At 71.8% G+C, this 15,205-nt stretch carries 14 protein-coding genes; 5 read left to right on the top strand and 9 right to left on the bottom strand.

Annotated elements, in window-relative coordinates:
- Position 1: 1 nt before the first annotated feature.
- The 8 genes from AB0C16_RS04710 to AB0C16_RS04675 form a co-directional block, all read right to left on the bottom strand.
- Positions 2-937, bottom strand: a complete 936-nt coding sequence (locus tag AB0C16_RS04710; protein WP_357678876.1) for an NAD(P)H-binding protein — start codon at positions 935-937, stop codon at positions 2-4.
- Positions 934-1,071: a hypothetical protein gene (locus AB0C16_RS04705; protein ID WP_357678874.1), complete on the bottom strand. Its 138-nt coding sequence runs from the start codon at positions 1,069-1,071 to the stop codon at positions 934-936. The genes AB0C16_RS04710 and AB0C16_RS04705 overlap by 4 nt, the downstream gene beginning before the upstream one ends.
- 110 nt (positions 1,072-1,181) lie before the next feature.
- Entirely contained in the window at positions 1,182-1,526 is a 345-nt protein-coding gene (locus AB0C16_RS04700; RefSeq protein WP_357678872.1) for a spore germination protein GerW family protein, read from the bottom strand.
- A 15-nt stretch (positions 1,527-1,541) separates the two neighbouring features.
- The gene (locus AB0C16_RS04695; protein ID WP_357678870.1) at positions 1,542-3,641 is read right to left on the bottom strand and encodes an alpha-galactosidase; all 2,100 of its coding nucleotides are present in this window, start codon (positions 3,639-3,641) and stop codon (positions 1,542-1,544) included.
- 67 nt (positions 3,642-3,708) lie between these two features.
- Complete coding sequence (gene pgi / locus AB0C16_RS04690) at positions 3,709-5,340, bottom strand: glucose-6-phosphate isomerase (protein ID WP_357678869.1); 1,632 nt, start codon at positions 5,338-5,340, stop codon at positions 3,709-3,711.
- Between the two features lie 94 nt (positions 5,341-5,434).
- Positions 5,435-7,141 (bottom strand): IlvD/Edd family dehydratase, encoded by a 1,707-nt coding sequence (locus AB0C16_RS04685; protein ID WP_357678868.1) that lies wholly within the window; start codon positions 7,139-7,141, stop codon positions 5,435-5,437.
- 76 nt (positions 7,142-7,217) lie between these two features.
- Entirely contained in the window at positions 7,218-7,772 is a 555-nt protein-coding gene (locus AB0C16_RS04680; protein WP_357678866.1) for an ATP-binding protein, read from the bottom strand.
- 29 nt (positions 7,773-7,801) lie between these two features.
- Entirely contained in the window at positions 7,802-8,227 is a 426-nt protein-coding gene (locus AB0C16_RS04675) for an ATP-binding protein (RefSeq protein ID WP_357678864.1), read from the bottom strand.
- A 90-nt stretch (positions 8,228-8,317) separates the two neighbouring features.
- On the opposite strand from AB0C16_RS04675, the gene AB0C16_RS04670 reads away from it, so the two are divergent.
- The 4 genes from AB0C16_RS04670 to AB0C16_RS04655 all read left to right on the top strand — a co-directional run bounded on the left by AB0C16_RS04670 (position 8,318) and on the right by AB0C16_RS04655 (position 13,627).
- Positions 8,318-10,621 carry a phosphoketolase family protein gene (locus AB0C16_RS04670; protein WP_357678862.1) on the top strand — a complete coding sequence of 768 codons (2,304 nt, stop codon included), beginning with the start codon at positions 8,318-8,320 and terminating at the stop codon, positions 10,619-10,621.
- Positions 10,597-11,766 carry an acetate kinase gene (locus tag AB0C16_RS04665; RefSeq protein WP_357678860.1) on the top strand — a complete coding sequence of 390 codons (1,170 nt, stop codon included), beginning with the start codon at positions 10,597-10,599 and terminating at the stop codon, positions 11,764-11,766. Before AB0C16_RS04670 ends, AB0C16_RS04665 begins: the two co-directional genes overlap by 25 nt.
- 209 nt (positions 11,767-11,975) lie before the next feature.
- A complete protein-coding gene (locus AB0C16_RS04660) occupies positions 11,976-12,458 on the top strand; it encodes a cation:proton antiporter regulatory subunit (RefSeq protein WP_357678858.1) in 483 nt (160 codons plus the stop codon).
- Between the two features lie 8 nt (positions 12,459-12,466).
- Entirely contained in the window at positions 12,467-13,627 is a 1,161-nt protein-coding gene (locus AB0C16_RS04655) for a cation:proton antiporter (RefSeq protein ID WP_357678856.1), read from the top strand.
- Between the two features lie 49 nt (positions 13,628-13,676).
- Here the strand turns inward: AB0C16_RS04655 and AB0C16_RS04650 are convergent, their stop codons facing one another.
- Positions 13,677-14,177 carry a MarR family transcriptional regulator gene (locus tag AB0C16_RS04650; protein WP_357678854.1) on the bottom strand — a complete coding sequence of 167 codons (501 nt, stop codon included), beginning with the start codon at positions 14,175-14,177 and terminating at the stop codon, positions 13,677-13,679.
- Positions 14,178-14,281: 104 nt separating this feature from the next.
- Here AB0C16_RS04650 and AB0C16_RS04645 point away from each other — a divergent pair, with 104 nt between their 5' ends.
- Positions 14,282-15,199: an EamA family transporter gene (locus tag AB0C16_RS04645; protein ID WP_357678852.1), complete on the top strand. Its 918-nt coding sequence runs from the start codon at positions 14,282-14,284 to the stop codon at positions 15,197-15,199.
- Positions 15,200-15,205 lie beyond the last annotated feature (6 nt).

Here is a 15,205-nt window from a genome sequence, read left to right as displayed (position 1 = left end):
CCTAGCGCTCCGTGAAGGGCGCCGGATCCCGGGTGACGAAGTCCTGGATGGTCGACGGGGGCCGGCCGAGGAGCCTCTCGACGTCGCGCGTCGCGCGGTCGTACCGGTTCTGCGCGTGGAGACGCGCCATGGTGGCCAGGTGGTCGTGGACGTGCGCCGGAAGGTCCAGCCCGGCGAGCTCCCCGCTGGCCCAGTCGTCGTACGGCACGTCCACGTAGGTGATGTGCCGGCCGAGCGCCGCGCTGAACTCCGCGGCGATGGCGGTGAGATCGCGTGAGGCGGCCCCGGTCAGCTCGTAGACCTGGCCGGCGTGGCGTCCGGGATCCGTCAGGACGGCCGTGATCACGTCGGCGACGTCCCGGACCGCGACCGGGGAGGTGCGGCCGGATCCGAAGGGCAGCCGGATCTCGTCGTCCTGCCGGATCGACCTCGCGGCGATGATCCGGAACAGCGGGTTCTCCATGAAGACCGTGGGCCTGATGTGCGTGACCGGCAGTCCCGACCAGTTGAGCACCTGCTCGCCCAGCCACTGCGACCGGTGCTGGTCGGACTCGGCGACGCTGGTCAGGTCCATCTGCGAGACCGTCATCTGCGACATGTTCACGAAGATCTCCAGCCGGCCCTGGTCGAGCGCGGCGGCAGCGGCGGCGGCCGTGGCCTCCAGGTATCGCGGCGACACGGACATCGCGAAGTACAGGCGGCGGCAGCCGTCGAGCGCGCGCCTGACGTCGCCGGCCCGGGTGAGGTCACCGGCGACGACCTCGGCCCCGGCCGCGCGTAGGGCGTCGGCCCGCGCGTCCTCCCGGTGGACGAAGGCCCGCACCGGCAGGCCGCGCGCCAGCAGATCGTGTACCACGGCCCGGCCGACGCCGCCGGTGGTGCCGGCGGCGCCGGTGACGAGCGTCAGATGCCGGTCGCGCCGGTCAACCGGCGTCATCGCGTCGCCCCCGCCGATGCGCGAGCCGGCCGTGCGCCGCCCGCGCGGTCGTCGGGCGCCACCCGTACGGTCGTCGGGTCCCGCCGGCGCGCGAGCCGGCCGTGCGCCTCCAGCGCGTCGTTCAGCAAGCCCATCGCGACCCCCCGGTCTGCCCCGCACATGTCGGACGGGACGTCAATCCGCACATCCGACTATGACCGGCCCGTATCCGTGCTAAACCCGCAGGCGGGCCAGGGGGGAGGCCCTAACGCCGGCGTCGCTTCCGCACGATGGCCCGGACGGTCAGCAGCAGCACCACGGCGACCACCTGGCCGCCGAGCACGATGCGGTTGACGTCGACGGCCGGCCGCCAGGAGACGTCGCCGTCCTTGAGCACGAACACCCCGGCCGGCGTGGCACTGAGCCCGTAGCCGCCCCCGCCGCCCTGCTCGGCGTGCTCGCCCTTGCCGCTGCCCATCCCGCCACCGCCGCCCTGCCCGACCCGGGCGACCGGGATGACGGTGACGTCGCCCTGCTGGATCGGGTCGCCGAAAACGCGTTTCACCGTCGCGGCGTCCTTCGACTGCTCCAGGAGTTCCATGATGTTCATGTCCACATGTTCGTCTTATGTCCGCCGCAATACCACCATCTCGCTCCGGTAGTCGCCGCCCGCGTGATGCCAGGTCGGCAGAACCAGCCCGTGGTGCATGAGGGTGGCGCCGTGCAGGCGGGCGCCGTCGGCGTCCTCGTAGACGGCGTCGGGGTCGAGCCCGGCCAGCCGCAGCCGCCGGGGCGGCCGCCTGTCCGGTGTGTACGGGTTGTAGGCGAGCACGACGACCCGGTCACCGAGGGTGTACTGCACGGCCGAGGCGGTGCTGCCGGGGGTGCCGTCCAGCCGGTGCAGGACGCCGTGCTGGATGACCGGCCGCACCGCCTTGTAGCCGGCGACCAGCCGCCGCGCCTCCTCCAGCTCCTCGGCGCTCCATCGGGTCAGGTCGCCGCCGATGCCGAGCGTGCCGGCCATGGCCACGTGGAAGCGGTAGCGCAGCGGCACCTCCCGGCCGGTGATCGGGTTGGGGCTGTCGGTGACCCAGCAGGACATGGCACTGGCCGGGTAGAGGTAGGAGAAGCCCTGCTGGATCGGCTGCCGGTCGCGGGCGTCGGTGTTGTCGGAGGTCCACACCTGGTCCGTACGGCGGAGCACGCCGAAGTCGATCCGGCCGCCGCCTCCGGAGCACGACTCGATCCTGAGCCGCGGATGCCTCCGGCGCAGCTCGTCCATGATCGCGTAGACGCCCCTGGTGTGCTCGATCCAGAGCAGGTCGCCGCCCTCGGCCCAGCCGGCCTGGCTGAAGCTGCGGTTCATGTCCCACTTGAGGTAGGCCAGGTCGTACTCGCGGACCAGGTGGTCGAGCCAGCCGAGCGCCCAGGCGCGCACGTCGTCGCGGGCGAAGTTGAGCACGAGCTGGTTGCGCATGGTGTCGCGGCGGCGTTCCGGATAGTGCAGCACCCAGTCGGGGTGCTTGCGGTAGAGGTCGCTGTCGGGGTTGACCATCTCGGGCTCGACCCAGAGCCCGGCCAGCATGCCCAGCTCGCGGACGCCGGCGAAGAGCCTGCCGAGGCCGCGCGGGAAGCGGTCGGGGTCCGGCCACCAGTCGCCGAGCCCGCGCGTGTCGTCGGTGCGCCGGCCGAACCAGCCGTCGTCCACGACGAACAGCTCCACGCCGAGGGCGGCGGCCCGGCGGGCGAGGTCGAGCTGGCCCTCCTCGGTGACGTCGAACCAGGTGGCCTCCCACGAGTTGTAGAGCACGGGCCGTTCCTCGGCCGGGGTGGGCAGGACGTGCCTGCGGGCGTAGTCGTGCCAGGCCCTGCTGGCGGCGCCGTGGCCGCCGTCGGTGTGCAGGCCGAGCGCGGGCGGTGTGCGCAGGGTCGCGCCGGGGGCGAGCGGCCAGGACAGGCCCTCGTGGCCGAACCCGGCGCTGACCGTCACGTCGCCTTCGGGGCGGCGCTGGGCGGTGAGCCGCCACGAGCCGCTCCAGGCGAGCGCCACGCTCCAGACCCGCCCGGTGGTCTCGGTGGCGTCGCCGATCATGATCCACGGGTTGGCCTTGTGGGAGGTGGTGCCGGTCCTGCTGGTGAACGTCGTCTCGCCGATCGGCAGCTCGCCGTGGTGCGGGTGGGTCTCGCGGGCCCATCCGCCCGCCACGCCGGTGTAACGGAACCCGGCCTGCTCGGGGATGACCCAGCTGCCGGAGTCGGCCCGTCGCAGGCGGACGGCCTGACCGGACTCGTTGGTCAGGCTCACCCACCGCTCGATGACGTCGCAGTCGTCGAAGACGCGCATGTGCAGGCCGACGCGCAGGCCGTAGTCGTGGTCGCGCAGCACCAGATCGAGCTCGTTCTCGCCGCGGACGGCCTCCTCGAAGTGGAGCTCCACCGAGCGCACGCCGCCCGGGTAGACGGCCTGCAGCGACGGCACGCCCCAGCGGCGCCCGCCGTCGACGGGCAGCAGCTCGCCGGCGTCGGCGGGGTCGAGGAAGCCGGTGGTGATCCCGCCCGGCGGGAGCCCGGTGAGCTGGCACAGGGCCGCGACGGGCGGTCGCGGCCCCCAGTAGCGCTGGACGACTCGGGTCTCCTCGCCTGTCTCGACGCCGAAGACGTACGCGGTGGCCGGGGTGAGCGCCGCCCAGGTGTGGTCGCGGCCGGATACCGGGATGAGGGGCATGCCTGCGATCGTCGGACGGGCGGGGCCCGGCCGTCAACGGGCGCGGGGCACGCCCCCTCGCGGCGGGTCAGGGGCGCCGGCCGCGCAGCTCCCGGTATCTGCGCACGAGCTGTTCGGTGGACGGGTCGGGGAAGCCCACCGGCGGCTCCTCGGAGGTGAGCGCGGGCGCCAGGTCGAGCGCCATCTTCTTGCCCAGCTCGACGCCCCACTGGTCGAAGGAGTCGATGCCCCAGATCATGCCCTCGACGAACACGACGTGCTCGTAGAGCGCGACGAGCTGGCCCAGCGTGGAGGGGGTGAGCTTGGGCGCCAGGATCGTGGACGTGGGCCGGTTGCCCGGCATCACCTTGTGCGGGACGATCGCGGGCGCGGTGCCCTCGTCCGCGATCTCCTCGGCGGTCTTGCCGAACGCCAGCGCCGACGTCTGCGCGAACAGGTTGGCGGCGAGCAGGTCCTGCATGCCCTCGCGGTCTTCGTACGGCTCGGCGAAGCCGATGAAGTCGGCGGGCACCAGCCGCGTGCCCTGGTGGAGCAGCTGGTAGAAGGCGTGCTGGCCGTTGGTGCCGGGCTCGCCCCAGAAGATCTCGCCCGTGGCGGCGGTGACGGGCCCGCCGTCGGCGCGCACGGACTTGCCGTTGGACTCCATGGTCAGCTGCTGCAGGTAGGCCGGGAAGCGGTGCAGCCGCTGGCTGTAGGGCAGCACGGCCCTGGTCTCGGCGCCGAAGAAGTTCGTGTACCAGACGCCGAGCAGCGCGAGCAGCACGGGCATGTTGGCCCTGAACGGCGCGTGGCGGAAGTGCTCGTCGACGGCGCGGAACCCGGCCAGCATCTCGCGGAACCGGCCGGGCCCGATGGCGAGCATCAGGGACAGGCCGATGGCGCCGTCGTAGGAGTAGCGCCCGCCCACCCAGTCCCAGAAGCCGAACATGTTGTCGGTGTCGATGCCGAACTCGGCGACCTTGGCGGCGTTGGTGGAGACGGCCACGAAGTGCCTGGCGACGGCGTCCTCGCCGAGCGCGCCGACCAGCCAGTCGCGGGCGACCTTGGCGTTGGTGAGCGTCTCGAGCGTGGTGAACGTCTTGGAGCTGATCACGAACAGCGTGCTCGCGGGGTCGAGCCCGGCGAGGTTGCGGGTGATGTCGGCCGGGTCGACGTTGGAGACGAACCTGGCCCGGACGCCCGCGTCGGCGTAGTCGCGCAGCGCCTCGTAGGCCATGGCCGGGCCGAGGTCGGAGCCGCCGATGCCGATGTTGACCACGGTCGTGATCGGCTGCCCCGTCGCGCCCCGCCACTCCCGCGAGCGGACCCGGTCGGCGAAGGCGCTCATCCTGTCGAGCACCGCGTGCACGTCGCCGGTCACGTCCTGGCCGTCGACGACGAGCCCCGCGGCGCGCGACATCCGCAGCGCCACGTGCAGCACCGCCCGGTCCTCGCTGACGTTGATGTGCTCGCCGCCGAACATGGCCTCGACGCGGTCGCGCAGCCCGGCCCGCTCGGCCAGCGCCACCAGCAGGTCGATGGTCTCGTCGGTCACCCGGTGCTTGGAGTAGTCGAGGAAGAGATCGGCGGCGGTCAGCGTCATCCGCCCGGCGCGGCCGGGGTCTTCGGCGAACAACTCCCGCAGGTGCCTGCCCGCCAGCTCCTCGTGGTGCTTGGCCAGAGCCGCCCACTCGTGGCTCTGGGTGATGTCGCCGCCCACGTCTTCCTCCTCGTACCGTCGAAAACCGATCACATGGTGTCGTAACCCCGTACCCGGGCGAGACGATTCCGCGCACGGCGGAGTGACTCTTTGCCTAGTGGGATTCGCGTCCCACTCCGTCGCCGCTCGACCCGGTGAGGAAGTCGAGGTCGGCTCCCCGGTCGGCCTGGGTGACGTGGTCGACGTAAAGGCGTTCCCAGCCGCGTACGGGTCTGGCCTGGCCGGTCATGACCGGCTCCCGGGCGGCCAGCTCGCCGTCGGGCAGGTCCACGTCGAGCCGGCGGGCGGCCACGTCGAGCACGATGGGGTCGCCGGTGCGCACCCTGGCCAGCGGCCCGCCCGCGGCGGCCTCCGGCGCGGTGTGCAGGACGACCGTGCCGTAGGCGGTGCCGCTCATCCGGGCGTCGCTGATCCGCACCATGTCGCGCACCCCCTTGGCCAGCAGCTTGGCGGGCAGCGGCAGGTTGCCGACCTCCGGCATGCCCGGGTAGCCCCTGGGCCCGCAGCCGCGCAGCACCAGCACGGACGTCTCGTCCACGTCCAGGTCGGGCGAGTCGAGCCGGGCGTACACGTCCTCGACGCTGTCGAAGACGACGGCCCTGCCGCGGTGCCGGAGCAGCTCGGGCGAGGCGGCGGCGGGTTTGATCACGGCGCCGTCGGGGGCGAGGTTTCCGCGCAGGACCGCGATGCCCGCGTCGGGCAGCAGCGGGTCGGCGCGCCGTCTGATGACCGTCTCGTCCCAGATGGCGGCGTCGGCGAGATGCTCGACCAGCGGCCTGCCGGTGACGGTCGGCGCGGCGGGGTCGAGCAGGTCCTCGACCTCCTTCAGGACGGCGAGCAGCCCGCCCGCCCTGAACAGGTCGTCCATCAGGTGGCGCCCGGCGGGCTGGAGGTCGGCCAGCAGCGGCACCCCGGCGCCCGTGCGGTCGAAGTCGTCCAGGGCGAGCCGGACGCCGAGGCGGCCGGCGATGGCCAGCAGGTGGACGACCGCGTTGGTGGAGCCGCCGATCGCGGCGAGGGTCACGATCGCGTTCAGGAACGAGCCCCGGGTCATCACGTCGCTCGGGCGGCGGCCCCGGCGCACCAGCTCGACGGCGAGCCCGCCGGTCTCGTGGGAGCGTTCGAGCAGCCTGCTGTCGGGGGCGGGGGTGCCGGCGGTGCCGGGGATGGTCATGCCGAGGGCCTCGGCCACGCAGGCCATGGTGGAGGCGGTGCCCATCGTGTTGCAGTGGCCGCGGCTGCGGATCATCGACGACTCCGACCGCAGGAACGCCTCGCGGGACAGGGTGCCGGCGCGCACCTCCTCGCTGAGCCGCCACACGTCGGTGCCGCAGCCGAGCGGGACGCCGCGGAAGTGGCCGGTCAGCATCGGGCCGCCCGGCAGCACGACCGCGGGCAGATCGACCGAGGCGGCGGCCATCAGCAGCGACGGGATCGTCTTGTCGCAGCCGCCGAGCAGCACCACGCCGTCGACGGGGTTGGCGCGCAGCATCTCCTCGGTGGCCATGGCGGCGAGGTTGCGCCAGAGCATCGCGGTGGGCCGGACGCTGGTCTCGCCCAGGGAGACGACGGGCAGGTTGAGCGGGACGCCGCCGGCCGCCCACACGCCCTGCTTGACGCTCTCGGCCACCTCGTTCAGGTGGGAGTTGCACGGGGTGAGGTCGGAGGCGGTGTTGGCGATCGCGATGTGCGGCCGGCCGCCGTCGAACGCCTCGTCCGGCAGGCCGCGGCGCATCCAGGCGCGGTGGATGTAGGAGTTCCTGTCGTTACCTGAGTACCAGCGCGCACTGCGGAGCCCCATGACCGGCACCATATCGCGACCTGTCCGGACATCCCTGGATCCCCATGGACGTCGCCTGGAGGCGCAGGGGCCGACGTCAGGCGCGGTCGGCCGATCCGCCGGCGGGCCGGAACGGCTCGCCGGCGTCACCCGGCGGTGTCCCGGCGGCGGGGTTTCCGGTGGGGACCTTCCCGGTGGCGAGCTTGCCCGCGGCGGGCTGCCCTGGGACGGGTTTGCCGGCGGTGAGCTTCTTGGCGATGAGGACGGTGGTGCCGGCGGAGCCGGTCGCGAAGACGGCGCCGTCGGTGAGCCGCCGGATCAGCCAGATCCCGCGGCCGCCGAGCTGCGAGGGCGCCGGCAGCTCGGACTCGTCGAGGAAGCGTGAGGGGATGCCGGGGCCGGAGTCTCTGACCTCGCAGAGCAGGGTGTCGCCCTCTCGCCACAGGCGCAGCCGGCCCTGCCCGCCTCCATGGGCCAGGACGTTGACCAGGCACTCGTTGACCGCCATGACGAAGTCTTCGAGCCGCTCGCCGGTCAGCCCCTGCTCGCGCGCGTGGTGCTGGGCAGCGGCGCGCGTGTCGGCCAGGCTGCTCTCCGCGAAGAACGTGACGAGCAACGATGGGGGGGCCGCATCACCAGAATCCGTGTTCACCCGCCCGCCTACCAGAACTGAATGGGCCTTTACGGCACAGCGCGCTCGCGCTCAGAAAGGTCCATCGCGATGCGTACGGCGGTGCCGTCCGGGCCGGTCGTAAGGGCGACCTTATCGGCCAGGCGGCGGATCAGCCAAATGCCCCAGCCGCCCAGCGAGGACGGCGGCGGCGGCCCGGTCCGGTCCAACTGGCGCGCGGGGATGCCGGGGCCGTGATCCTCGATCTCGCACAGCAGGGCGCCGTCCTGGCGCCACATGCGCAGCCGTCCGCGCCCGCCGCCGTGGGCGACCGCGTTGACCATCGCCTCGTTCACCACCAGTGCCAGGTCGATCACCCGCTCGGGCGGCATGCCCTGCGCCCGGGCCAGCCGCATCGCGGCGCCGCGGGCCCGCGGCACGCCCTTCCTGGTGAACGAGATGGTGAACGCCCGCTCCCGTGCTCCCCTGATCTCCATGACGCCTCGCTGCTCGACAGGTGCGGATCCTCTGCCCAGAAGAGGAGAACTAATCCGGTTGAGTCGCCAGTTTGGAGGAATCAGCTATGAATGGACCAAATCGACGCCTTCTGGCGTGCAGCGAACTACCTGTCGGTGGGACAGATCTACCTGCTCGACAACCCGCTGCTGACCGAGCCCCTGCGCCCGGAGCAGGTCAAACCGCGCCTGCTCGGCCACTGGGGCACCACCCCGGGACTGAACTTCTGCTTCGCCCACCTGAACCGGCTGATCAGCGAGCACGACCAGGACATGATCTACGTCGTCGGCCCCGGACACGGTGGCCCGGCGGCCGTGGCGCTCTCCTGGCTGGAGGGCTCCTATTCGGAGAAGTACCCGAACGTGTCGCAGGACGCGCAGGGCATGCGGCAGTTGTTCCGGCAGTTCTCCTTCCCCGGCGGCATCCCGAGCCATGTCGCGCCCGAGACACCCGGCTCCATCAACGAGGGCGGCGAGCTGGGCTACAGCCTCGCGCACGCGTTCGGCGCGGCCTTCGACAACCCCGACCTGATGGTGGCCTGCATCATCGGTGACGGGGAGGCGGAGACCGGCCCGCTGGCCGCCAGCTGGCACTCCAACAAGCTGCTCAACCGCCGCCGCGACGGCGTGGTGCTGCCCATCCTGCACCTCAACGGATACAAGATCGCCAATCCCACCATCCTGGCCAGGATCCCGATGGAGGAGCTGGTCAAACTCATGGAGGGGTACGGCTACCGCCCGCACCTCGTGGGCCCCGACCACGAGGAGATGGCGAGCACCCTCGACGAGGTCTACACCGAGATCGCCGAATACAAGGCGGGCGAGGCCGAGCGGATGCCGATGATCATCCTCCGGACCCCGAAGGGCTGGACGGGGCCGCGCGAGGTCGACGGGCTGCCCGTCGAGGGAACGTGGCGGTCCCACCAGGTGCCGCTCACCGACGTGCGGCACCGGCCGGACCGGCTGGCCCAGCTGGAGGAGTGGATGCGCTCCTACCGGCCGGAGGAGCTGTTCGACGCCGAGGGCCGGCCGGTGCCCGAGATCCTGCGCTCAGTGCCGGTGGGCCCGCTCAGGATGAGCGCCAACCCGCACGCCAACGGCGGCGAGCTGCTCCAGCCGCTGCGGCTGCCCGACTTCCGCAAGTACGCGGTGGAGGTGAAGTCGCCGGCCGCGCAGTCGACCGAGCCGACCCGGGTGTTGGGCGGGCTGCTGCGCGACGTCATCGCCGCCAACCCGTCCATCTTCCGGCTGATGGGGCCGGACGAGACCGCCTCCAACCGGCTCTCGGACGTCTTCGAGGTCACCGACCGGGCGTGGGACGCCGCCATCGAGCCGACCGACGAGCACCTGTCCCCCGGCGGGCAGGTCATGGAGGTGCTGAGCGAGCACCTGTGCCAGGGCTGGCTGGAGGGCTATCTGCTGACCGGGCGGCACGGCCTGTTCAACTGCTACGAGGCGTTCATCCACATCGTCGACTCGATGTTCAACCAGCACGCCAAGTGGCTGGAGATATCGCGGAAGATCCCGTGGCGGCTGCCGGTGGCCTCGCTCAACTACCTGCTGTCCTCGCACGTGTGGCGGCAGGACCACAACGGCTTCAGCCACCAGGACCCCGGCTTCCTGGACGTGGTGGTCAACAAGAAGGCCGAGGTCGTGCGGGTCTACCTGCCGCCGGACGCCAACACGCTGCTGTCGGTGGGAGACCACTGCCTGCGCTCGCGGAACTACGTGAACGTGATCGTCGCGGGCAAGCAGCCGGTGCTCGACCTGTTCACCATGGACGAGGCGATCGCCCACTGCACCCGGGGGCTGGGCATCCTGCCGTGGGCCTCGACCGACGCCGGGGACGAGCCGGACGTGGTCATGGCGTGCGCCGGTGACGTGCCGACGCTGGAGACCCTGGCCGCCACCGCGCTGCTGCGCGAACATCTGCCGCAGCTGAAGGTCCGCGTCGTCAACGTCGTCGACCTGATGCGGCTGCAGCCGCCGACGGAGCACCCGCACGGCATGTCGGACGCGGAGTTCGACGCGCTGTTCACCACCGACAGGCCGGTCGTCTTCAACTTCCACGGCTATCCGTCGCTGATCCACCAGCTCACCTACCGCCGCGCCGGGCACGCCAACCTGCACGTGCGCGGCTACAAGGAGGAGGGCACCACGACGACGCCGTTCGACATGGTCATGCTCAACGACATCGACCGCTACCACCTGGTCATGGACGTCATCGACCGGGTTCCCGGCCTCGGGAGCACCCAGGCCCACCTGCGCCAGCTGATGGTGGACTCCCGTCTGCGGGCGCGCGCCTACACCCGGGAGCACGGCGAGGACGTTCCGGAGATCAGCGGATGGACATGGCCGAACGCATTCTCGTCGTGAACACCGGCTCCTCCTCGATCAAGTACGAGCTGATCGACGTGGCGACCCGCGGCCGGCCGGCCCGGGGGCTGGTCGAGCGGATCGGGGAGGAGCGGGGACGGCTCACCCACCACTGCGGGGACGACCCGCCCTACGAGAGAGAGGAGCGTTTCCCGGGGCACGCGGAGGGCCTGGCCGCGGTGATGAAGGCGTTCGCCGACGTGGGGCCGGAGCTCGACCCCGTGGCGGTGGGACACCGGGTGGTGCACGGCGGGGTCCTGTTCCGGGAGGCGGTGCTGGTCGACGATGCCGTGATCGCCGCGATCGAGGAGCTGGCGCCGCTCGCGCCGCTGCACAACCCGGTGAACGTGATCGGGATCCGGGTGGCGCAGGACGCCTTTCCGGGGGTGCCGCAGGTGGCGGTGTTCGACACGGCCTTCCACCAGACGCTGCCGCCCGCGGCGTACACGTACGCGGTCCCCGAGGAATGGGGGGTGCGGCGGTTCGGGTTCCACGGCACGTCCTGCGCGTACGTGTCGGAGCGGGCGGCGGGCCTGCTGGGGCGTCCCCTCGACCGGACCGGCCTGATCGTGCTGCACCTGGGAAACGGCGCGAGCGCCACCGCGATCGCGGGCGGCCGGAGCGTGGACACCTCCATGGGGCTGACGCCTCTGGAGGGGCTCGTCATGGGCACCCGCTCGGGCGACGTCGACCCCGCCCTGCCCGGCTACCTGCAGCGGGTGACCGGGATGGACGCCGAGGCCGCCGAGGAGGCGCTGAGCCGCCGCGGCGGCCTGCTCGCGCTCGCCGGCAGCGGCGACATGCGGGAGGTACGGCGTCGCGCGGCCGCCGGCGACGAGCGGGCCCGGCTCGCGCTGGACGTCTACACGCGGCGGATCCGCAAGTACGTGGGCGCCTACTACGCGGTGCTCGGCCGGGTGGACGCGATCGTCTTCACCGGCGGCGTGGGCGAGCACGACCCCGCCACCCGCGCCGCCTCGATGACGGGGCTCGACCGGCTCGGCATCAGGCTGGACCCGGCGCTCAACGAGGCCGACTCGGCCGGCGAACGCGTCGTGTCGCATCCGGACTCCGAGGTGGCGGTGCTCGTCATCCCGACCGACGAGGAGTGGGAGATCGCCCGCCAGACACTGAGCCTGCTCTGAACAGGTGTGCCCGGCGTCCCTCGCGGGTCGCCGGGCCAACCCCACATCCTCACCAAAAACAAGGACATGAGGTGAAGTTGCATGACTACACCTGCATTGGGCCTAACATCTGTGCTTTGCCCGGAGATCTAGGTCCCTACATATCGGGCAGATCTCTCAAACTGCTAAAGTAGCCGCGAAATGCGTAAATCGGGTGGGTGGGATAGACGGTGGAGGTCGAGCAGACGGCGTTGCCCGGCATCGGGCTGCGTCACGAGTTCACTACGCGGTCAGGCCAGCGGATCGGTGTCATCTCACACCGGACCGGACGCCGGGATCTGGTCATCTACGACAGCGAAGATCCGGACCGGGTGTGCGACTCGGTCAAGCTCAACGACGAGGAGGCCGACGCGCTGGCCGAGCTGCTCGGCGCTCCGCGCATCGTGCAGCGCCTCAACGCCCTCCACGAGCAGGTGGAGGGTCTGGTGAGCCTGCAGGTTCCGATCCCGTCCGGCTCCCCGTACGTGGGACGTCCGATGGGCGTCGCGCGCGTGCGGACGCGCACCAGCGCCTCGATCGTGGCGGTGGTGCGCAGCGGGCAGGTCTTCGCCAGCCCCACCCCCGACTTCGTGTTCGCCGAGAACGACGTGGTCGTCGTGGTGGGCAGCGCCGACAGCACCTCCGAGGTGACCGACATCCTGGCGCACGGGTAGGGCCGCGGGTGCATCATACCGCCATCCTTTTCCTCGAATTCGGTGCCGTTCTTCTGGGGTTGGGCGTCTTGGGCGCGCTGGCGATGCGCGTCGGCATCTCGCCCATCCCCCTCTATCTGATCGCCGGTCTCGCCTTCGGCACCGGCGGAGTGCTCCCCCTGGCCACCAGTGAGGAGTTCATCTCCGTCGGCGCCGAGATCGGGGTCGTGCTGCTGCTCCTCACGCTGGGCCTGGAGTACAACGCCGACGAGCTCGTGGCGAGCCTCAAAGGGAACGCTCCCGCCGGCCTGGTCGACTTAGTGCTCAACGCCGCGCCCGGCGCGATCTGCGCGCTGCTGCTCGGCTGGGGCCCGGTCGCCGCCGTGGCGATGGCCGGCGTCACCTACGCCACCTCCTCCGGCATCACCGCCAAAGTGCTGTCCGATCTGGGATGGATCGGTAACCGCGAGACACCGACCGTGCTGTCGCTGCTGGTCTTCGAGGACCTGACGATGGCGGTCTACCTGCCGGTGCTGACCGCCATGCTGGCCGGCCTGAGCCTGGTCAGCGGGGCCATCACGGTGGGGATCGCGCTGGCCACGGTGACCGTGGTCCTGATCGTCGCGCTGCGCTTCGGCAAGTGGATCGAGGCGTTCGTGTCCAGCCCCAACAACGAGGTGCTGCTGCTGAAGATCGTCGGGCTGGCGCTGCTGGTGGCCGGGCTGGCGCAGCAGCTGCAGGTGTCGGCGGCCGTCGGCGCGTTCCTGGTCGGCATCGCGCTGTCCGGGCAGCTGGCCCACGACGCGCAGGCGCTGCTGGCGCCGCTGCGCGACCTGTTCGCCGCGGTGTTCTTCGTCTTCTTCGGCCTGCAGACCGATCCGACGAAGATGCTCCCGGTGGCCGGCCTGGCCGCGCTCCTGGCCCTGATCAGCATGATCACCAAGCTGCTGACGGGCGCGTACGCGGCCCGGCGGGCGGGCATCGCGACAGCCGGGCGGGCCCGGGCGGGCATCGCGCTCATCCCGCGCGGTGAGTTCAACATCGTCATCGCCGGCCTGGCCGTGGCCGCGGGCGTGCATCCCGACCTGGGACCGCTGGCCGCCACCTACGTCCTCATCCTGGCGGCGTTCGGACCGCTGGCGGCCAAGCTCGTGCAGCCGCTCATCACGGCCATCGCCAAGCGCGCCTGACCGGCTCTGACCGGGCCGGCTCCGCCGGTGGCCGGCCCGACAAGGCCGGTCACTCGAGCGAGGTGTCGCCCATCGACTCCAGGAGCAGGCGCAGCAGGCCGGCCAGCTGATCACGCGCGTCCGGATCGAGGGCGGCGAGCAGCCGGGCCTCGTTGGCCACGTGCAGCGCGACGAGCTCGTCGACGACGTCCAGGCCGCGCCCCGTCAGCCTGATCCGCACGGAGCGGCGGTCCTCGCTGTCGCGGACACGTTCGACCAGGCCCTTGGCCTCCATCCGGTCGATCCGGTTGGTGATCGCGCCCGAGGTCACCATGGCCGACTTGAGCAGCGCCCCGGCCGTCAGCTCGTACGGCGCGCCCGAGCGGCGCAGCGTGGCCAGCACGTCGAACTCGAAGGACTCCAGCCCGTGCTCGGCGAAGAACTCCTTCAGGGCGCGCCCGAAGAGGCTGGAGAGCCGGGAGACCCGCCCCACGATCCCCATCGGCCACACGTCGACGTCGGGCCGTTCCCGCTGCCACTGCGCGAGCACGGCGTCGACCGCGTCACCCATCGCCACTCCTCTTAGCCTAAAGAGTCTTAACGTTCACTGGCTTGACGTTCGCACATCCGAGCTGATTATCTCAACGTTGAGATTATCAATGAGGAGTGATCATTGTGGCCACCATCACGGCCCCGCGCGCCGTGCGGTCCCGTCGTCCGGCCGACCTGGCGCTCGCCGCCCTCGCCCCGGCGAGCTGGGGCACCACCTATGTCGTCACCACGACACTGCTGCCCGCCGACCGGCCGCTGCTGGCCGCGACCCTGCGGGCGCTGCCGGCGGGACTGGTGCTGGTGGCGGCCACGCGCCGGCTGCCCACCGGAGCGTGGTGGTGGAAGTCCGCCGTGCTCGGCCTGCTCAACTTCGGCGCCTTCTTCCCCCTGCTCTTCTTCGCCGCCTACCGCCTGCCCGGCGGGGTCGCGGCCACGATCGGCTCGGTGCAGCCGCTGATCGTGGCGACGCTGTCGCTGCTGGTCCTGCGGATCCGGCCGGGCCGGACCGTGCTCTACGCCGCCCTGGCCGGCAGCGGCGGCGTGGCCCTGCTGACCTTGACCGCGCGGGCCGCCCTGGACCCGCTCGGGATCGCGGCCATGCTCGCCGCGACGTCGTTGATGGCCACGGCCATCGTGCTGGCCAAGAAGTGGGGCCCGCCCGAGTCGCCACTGGTCATGACGGGCTGGCAGCTCACCGCCGGCGGGCTGGTGCTGGCCCCGCTCACCCTCGCCGTCGAGGGCGTGCCCGCCACCGTCACCACCGCGAACGTCCTCGGCTTCGCCTACCTGGGCATCGTCGGCACCGCCGTCGCGTACGCCTTCTGGTTCCGCGGCATCGACCGGCTGCCGCCCACCTCGCTCTCCCTGCTGGGCCTCACCAACCCGCTGGTCGCGACCCTGGCCGGATTCGTGATCCTCGGCCAGACCCTGACCGGCTGGCAGATCGCCGGGTTCCTCGTGGCGCTCGGCGCGCTCGTCGCCGGCCAGCTGGCGCCCCCGGCCCCCCGTCCGCGCCCCACCCCGTCGATCGAGAAGGAGTAGACGACC

The sequence above is a fragment of the Nonomuraea sp. NPDC048916 genome, from assembly GCF_040649575.1.
In the GTDB taxonomy this organism is placed as follows: Bacteria; Actinomycetota; Actinomycetes; order Streptosporangiales; family Streptosporangiaceae; genus Nonomuraea.
This window is presented reverse-complemented; position numbering and strand designations above follow the sequence as displayed.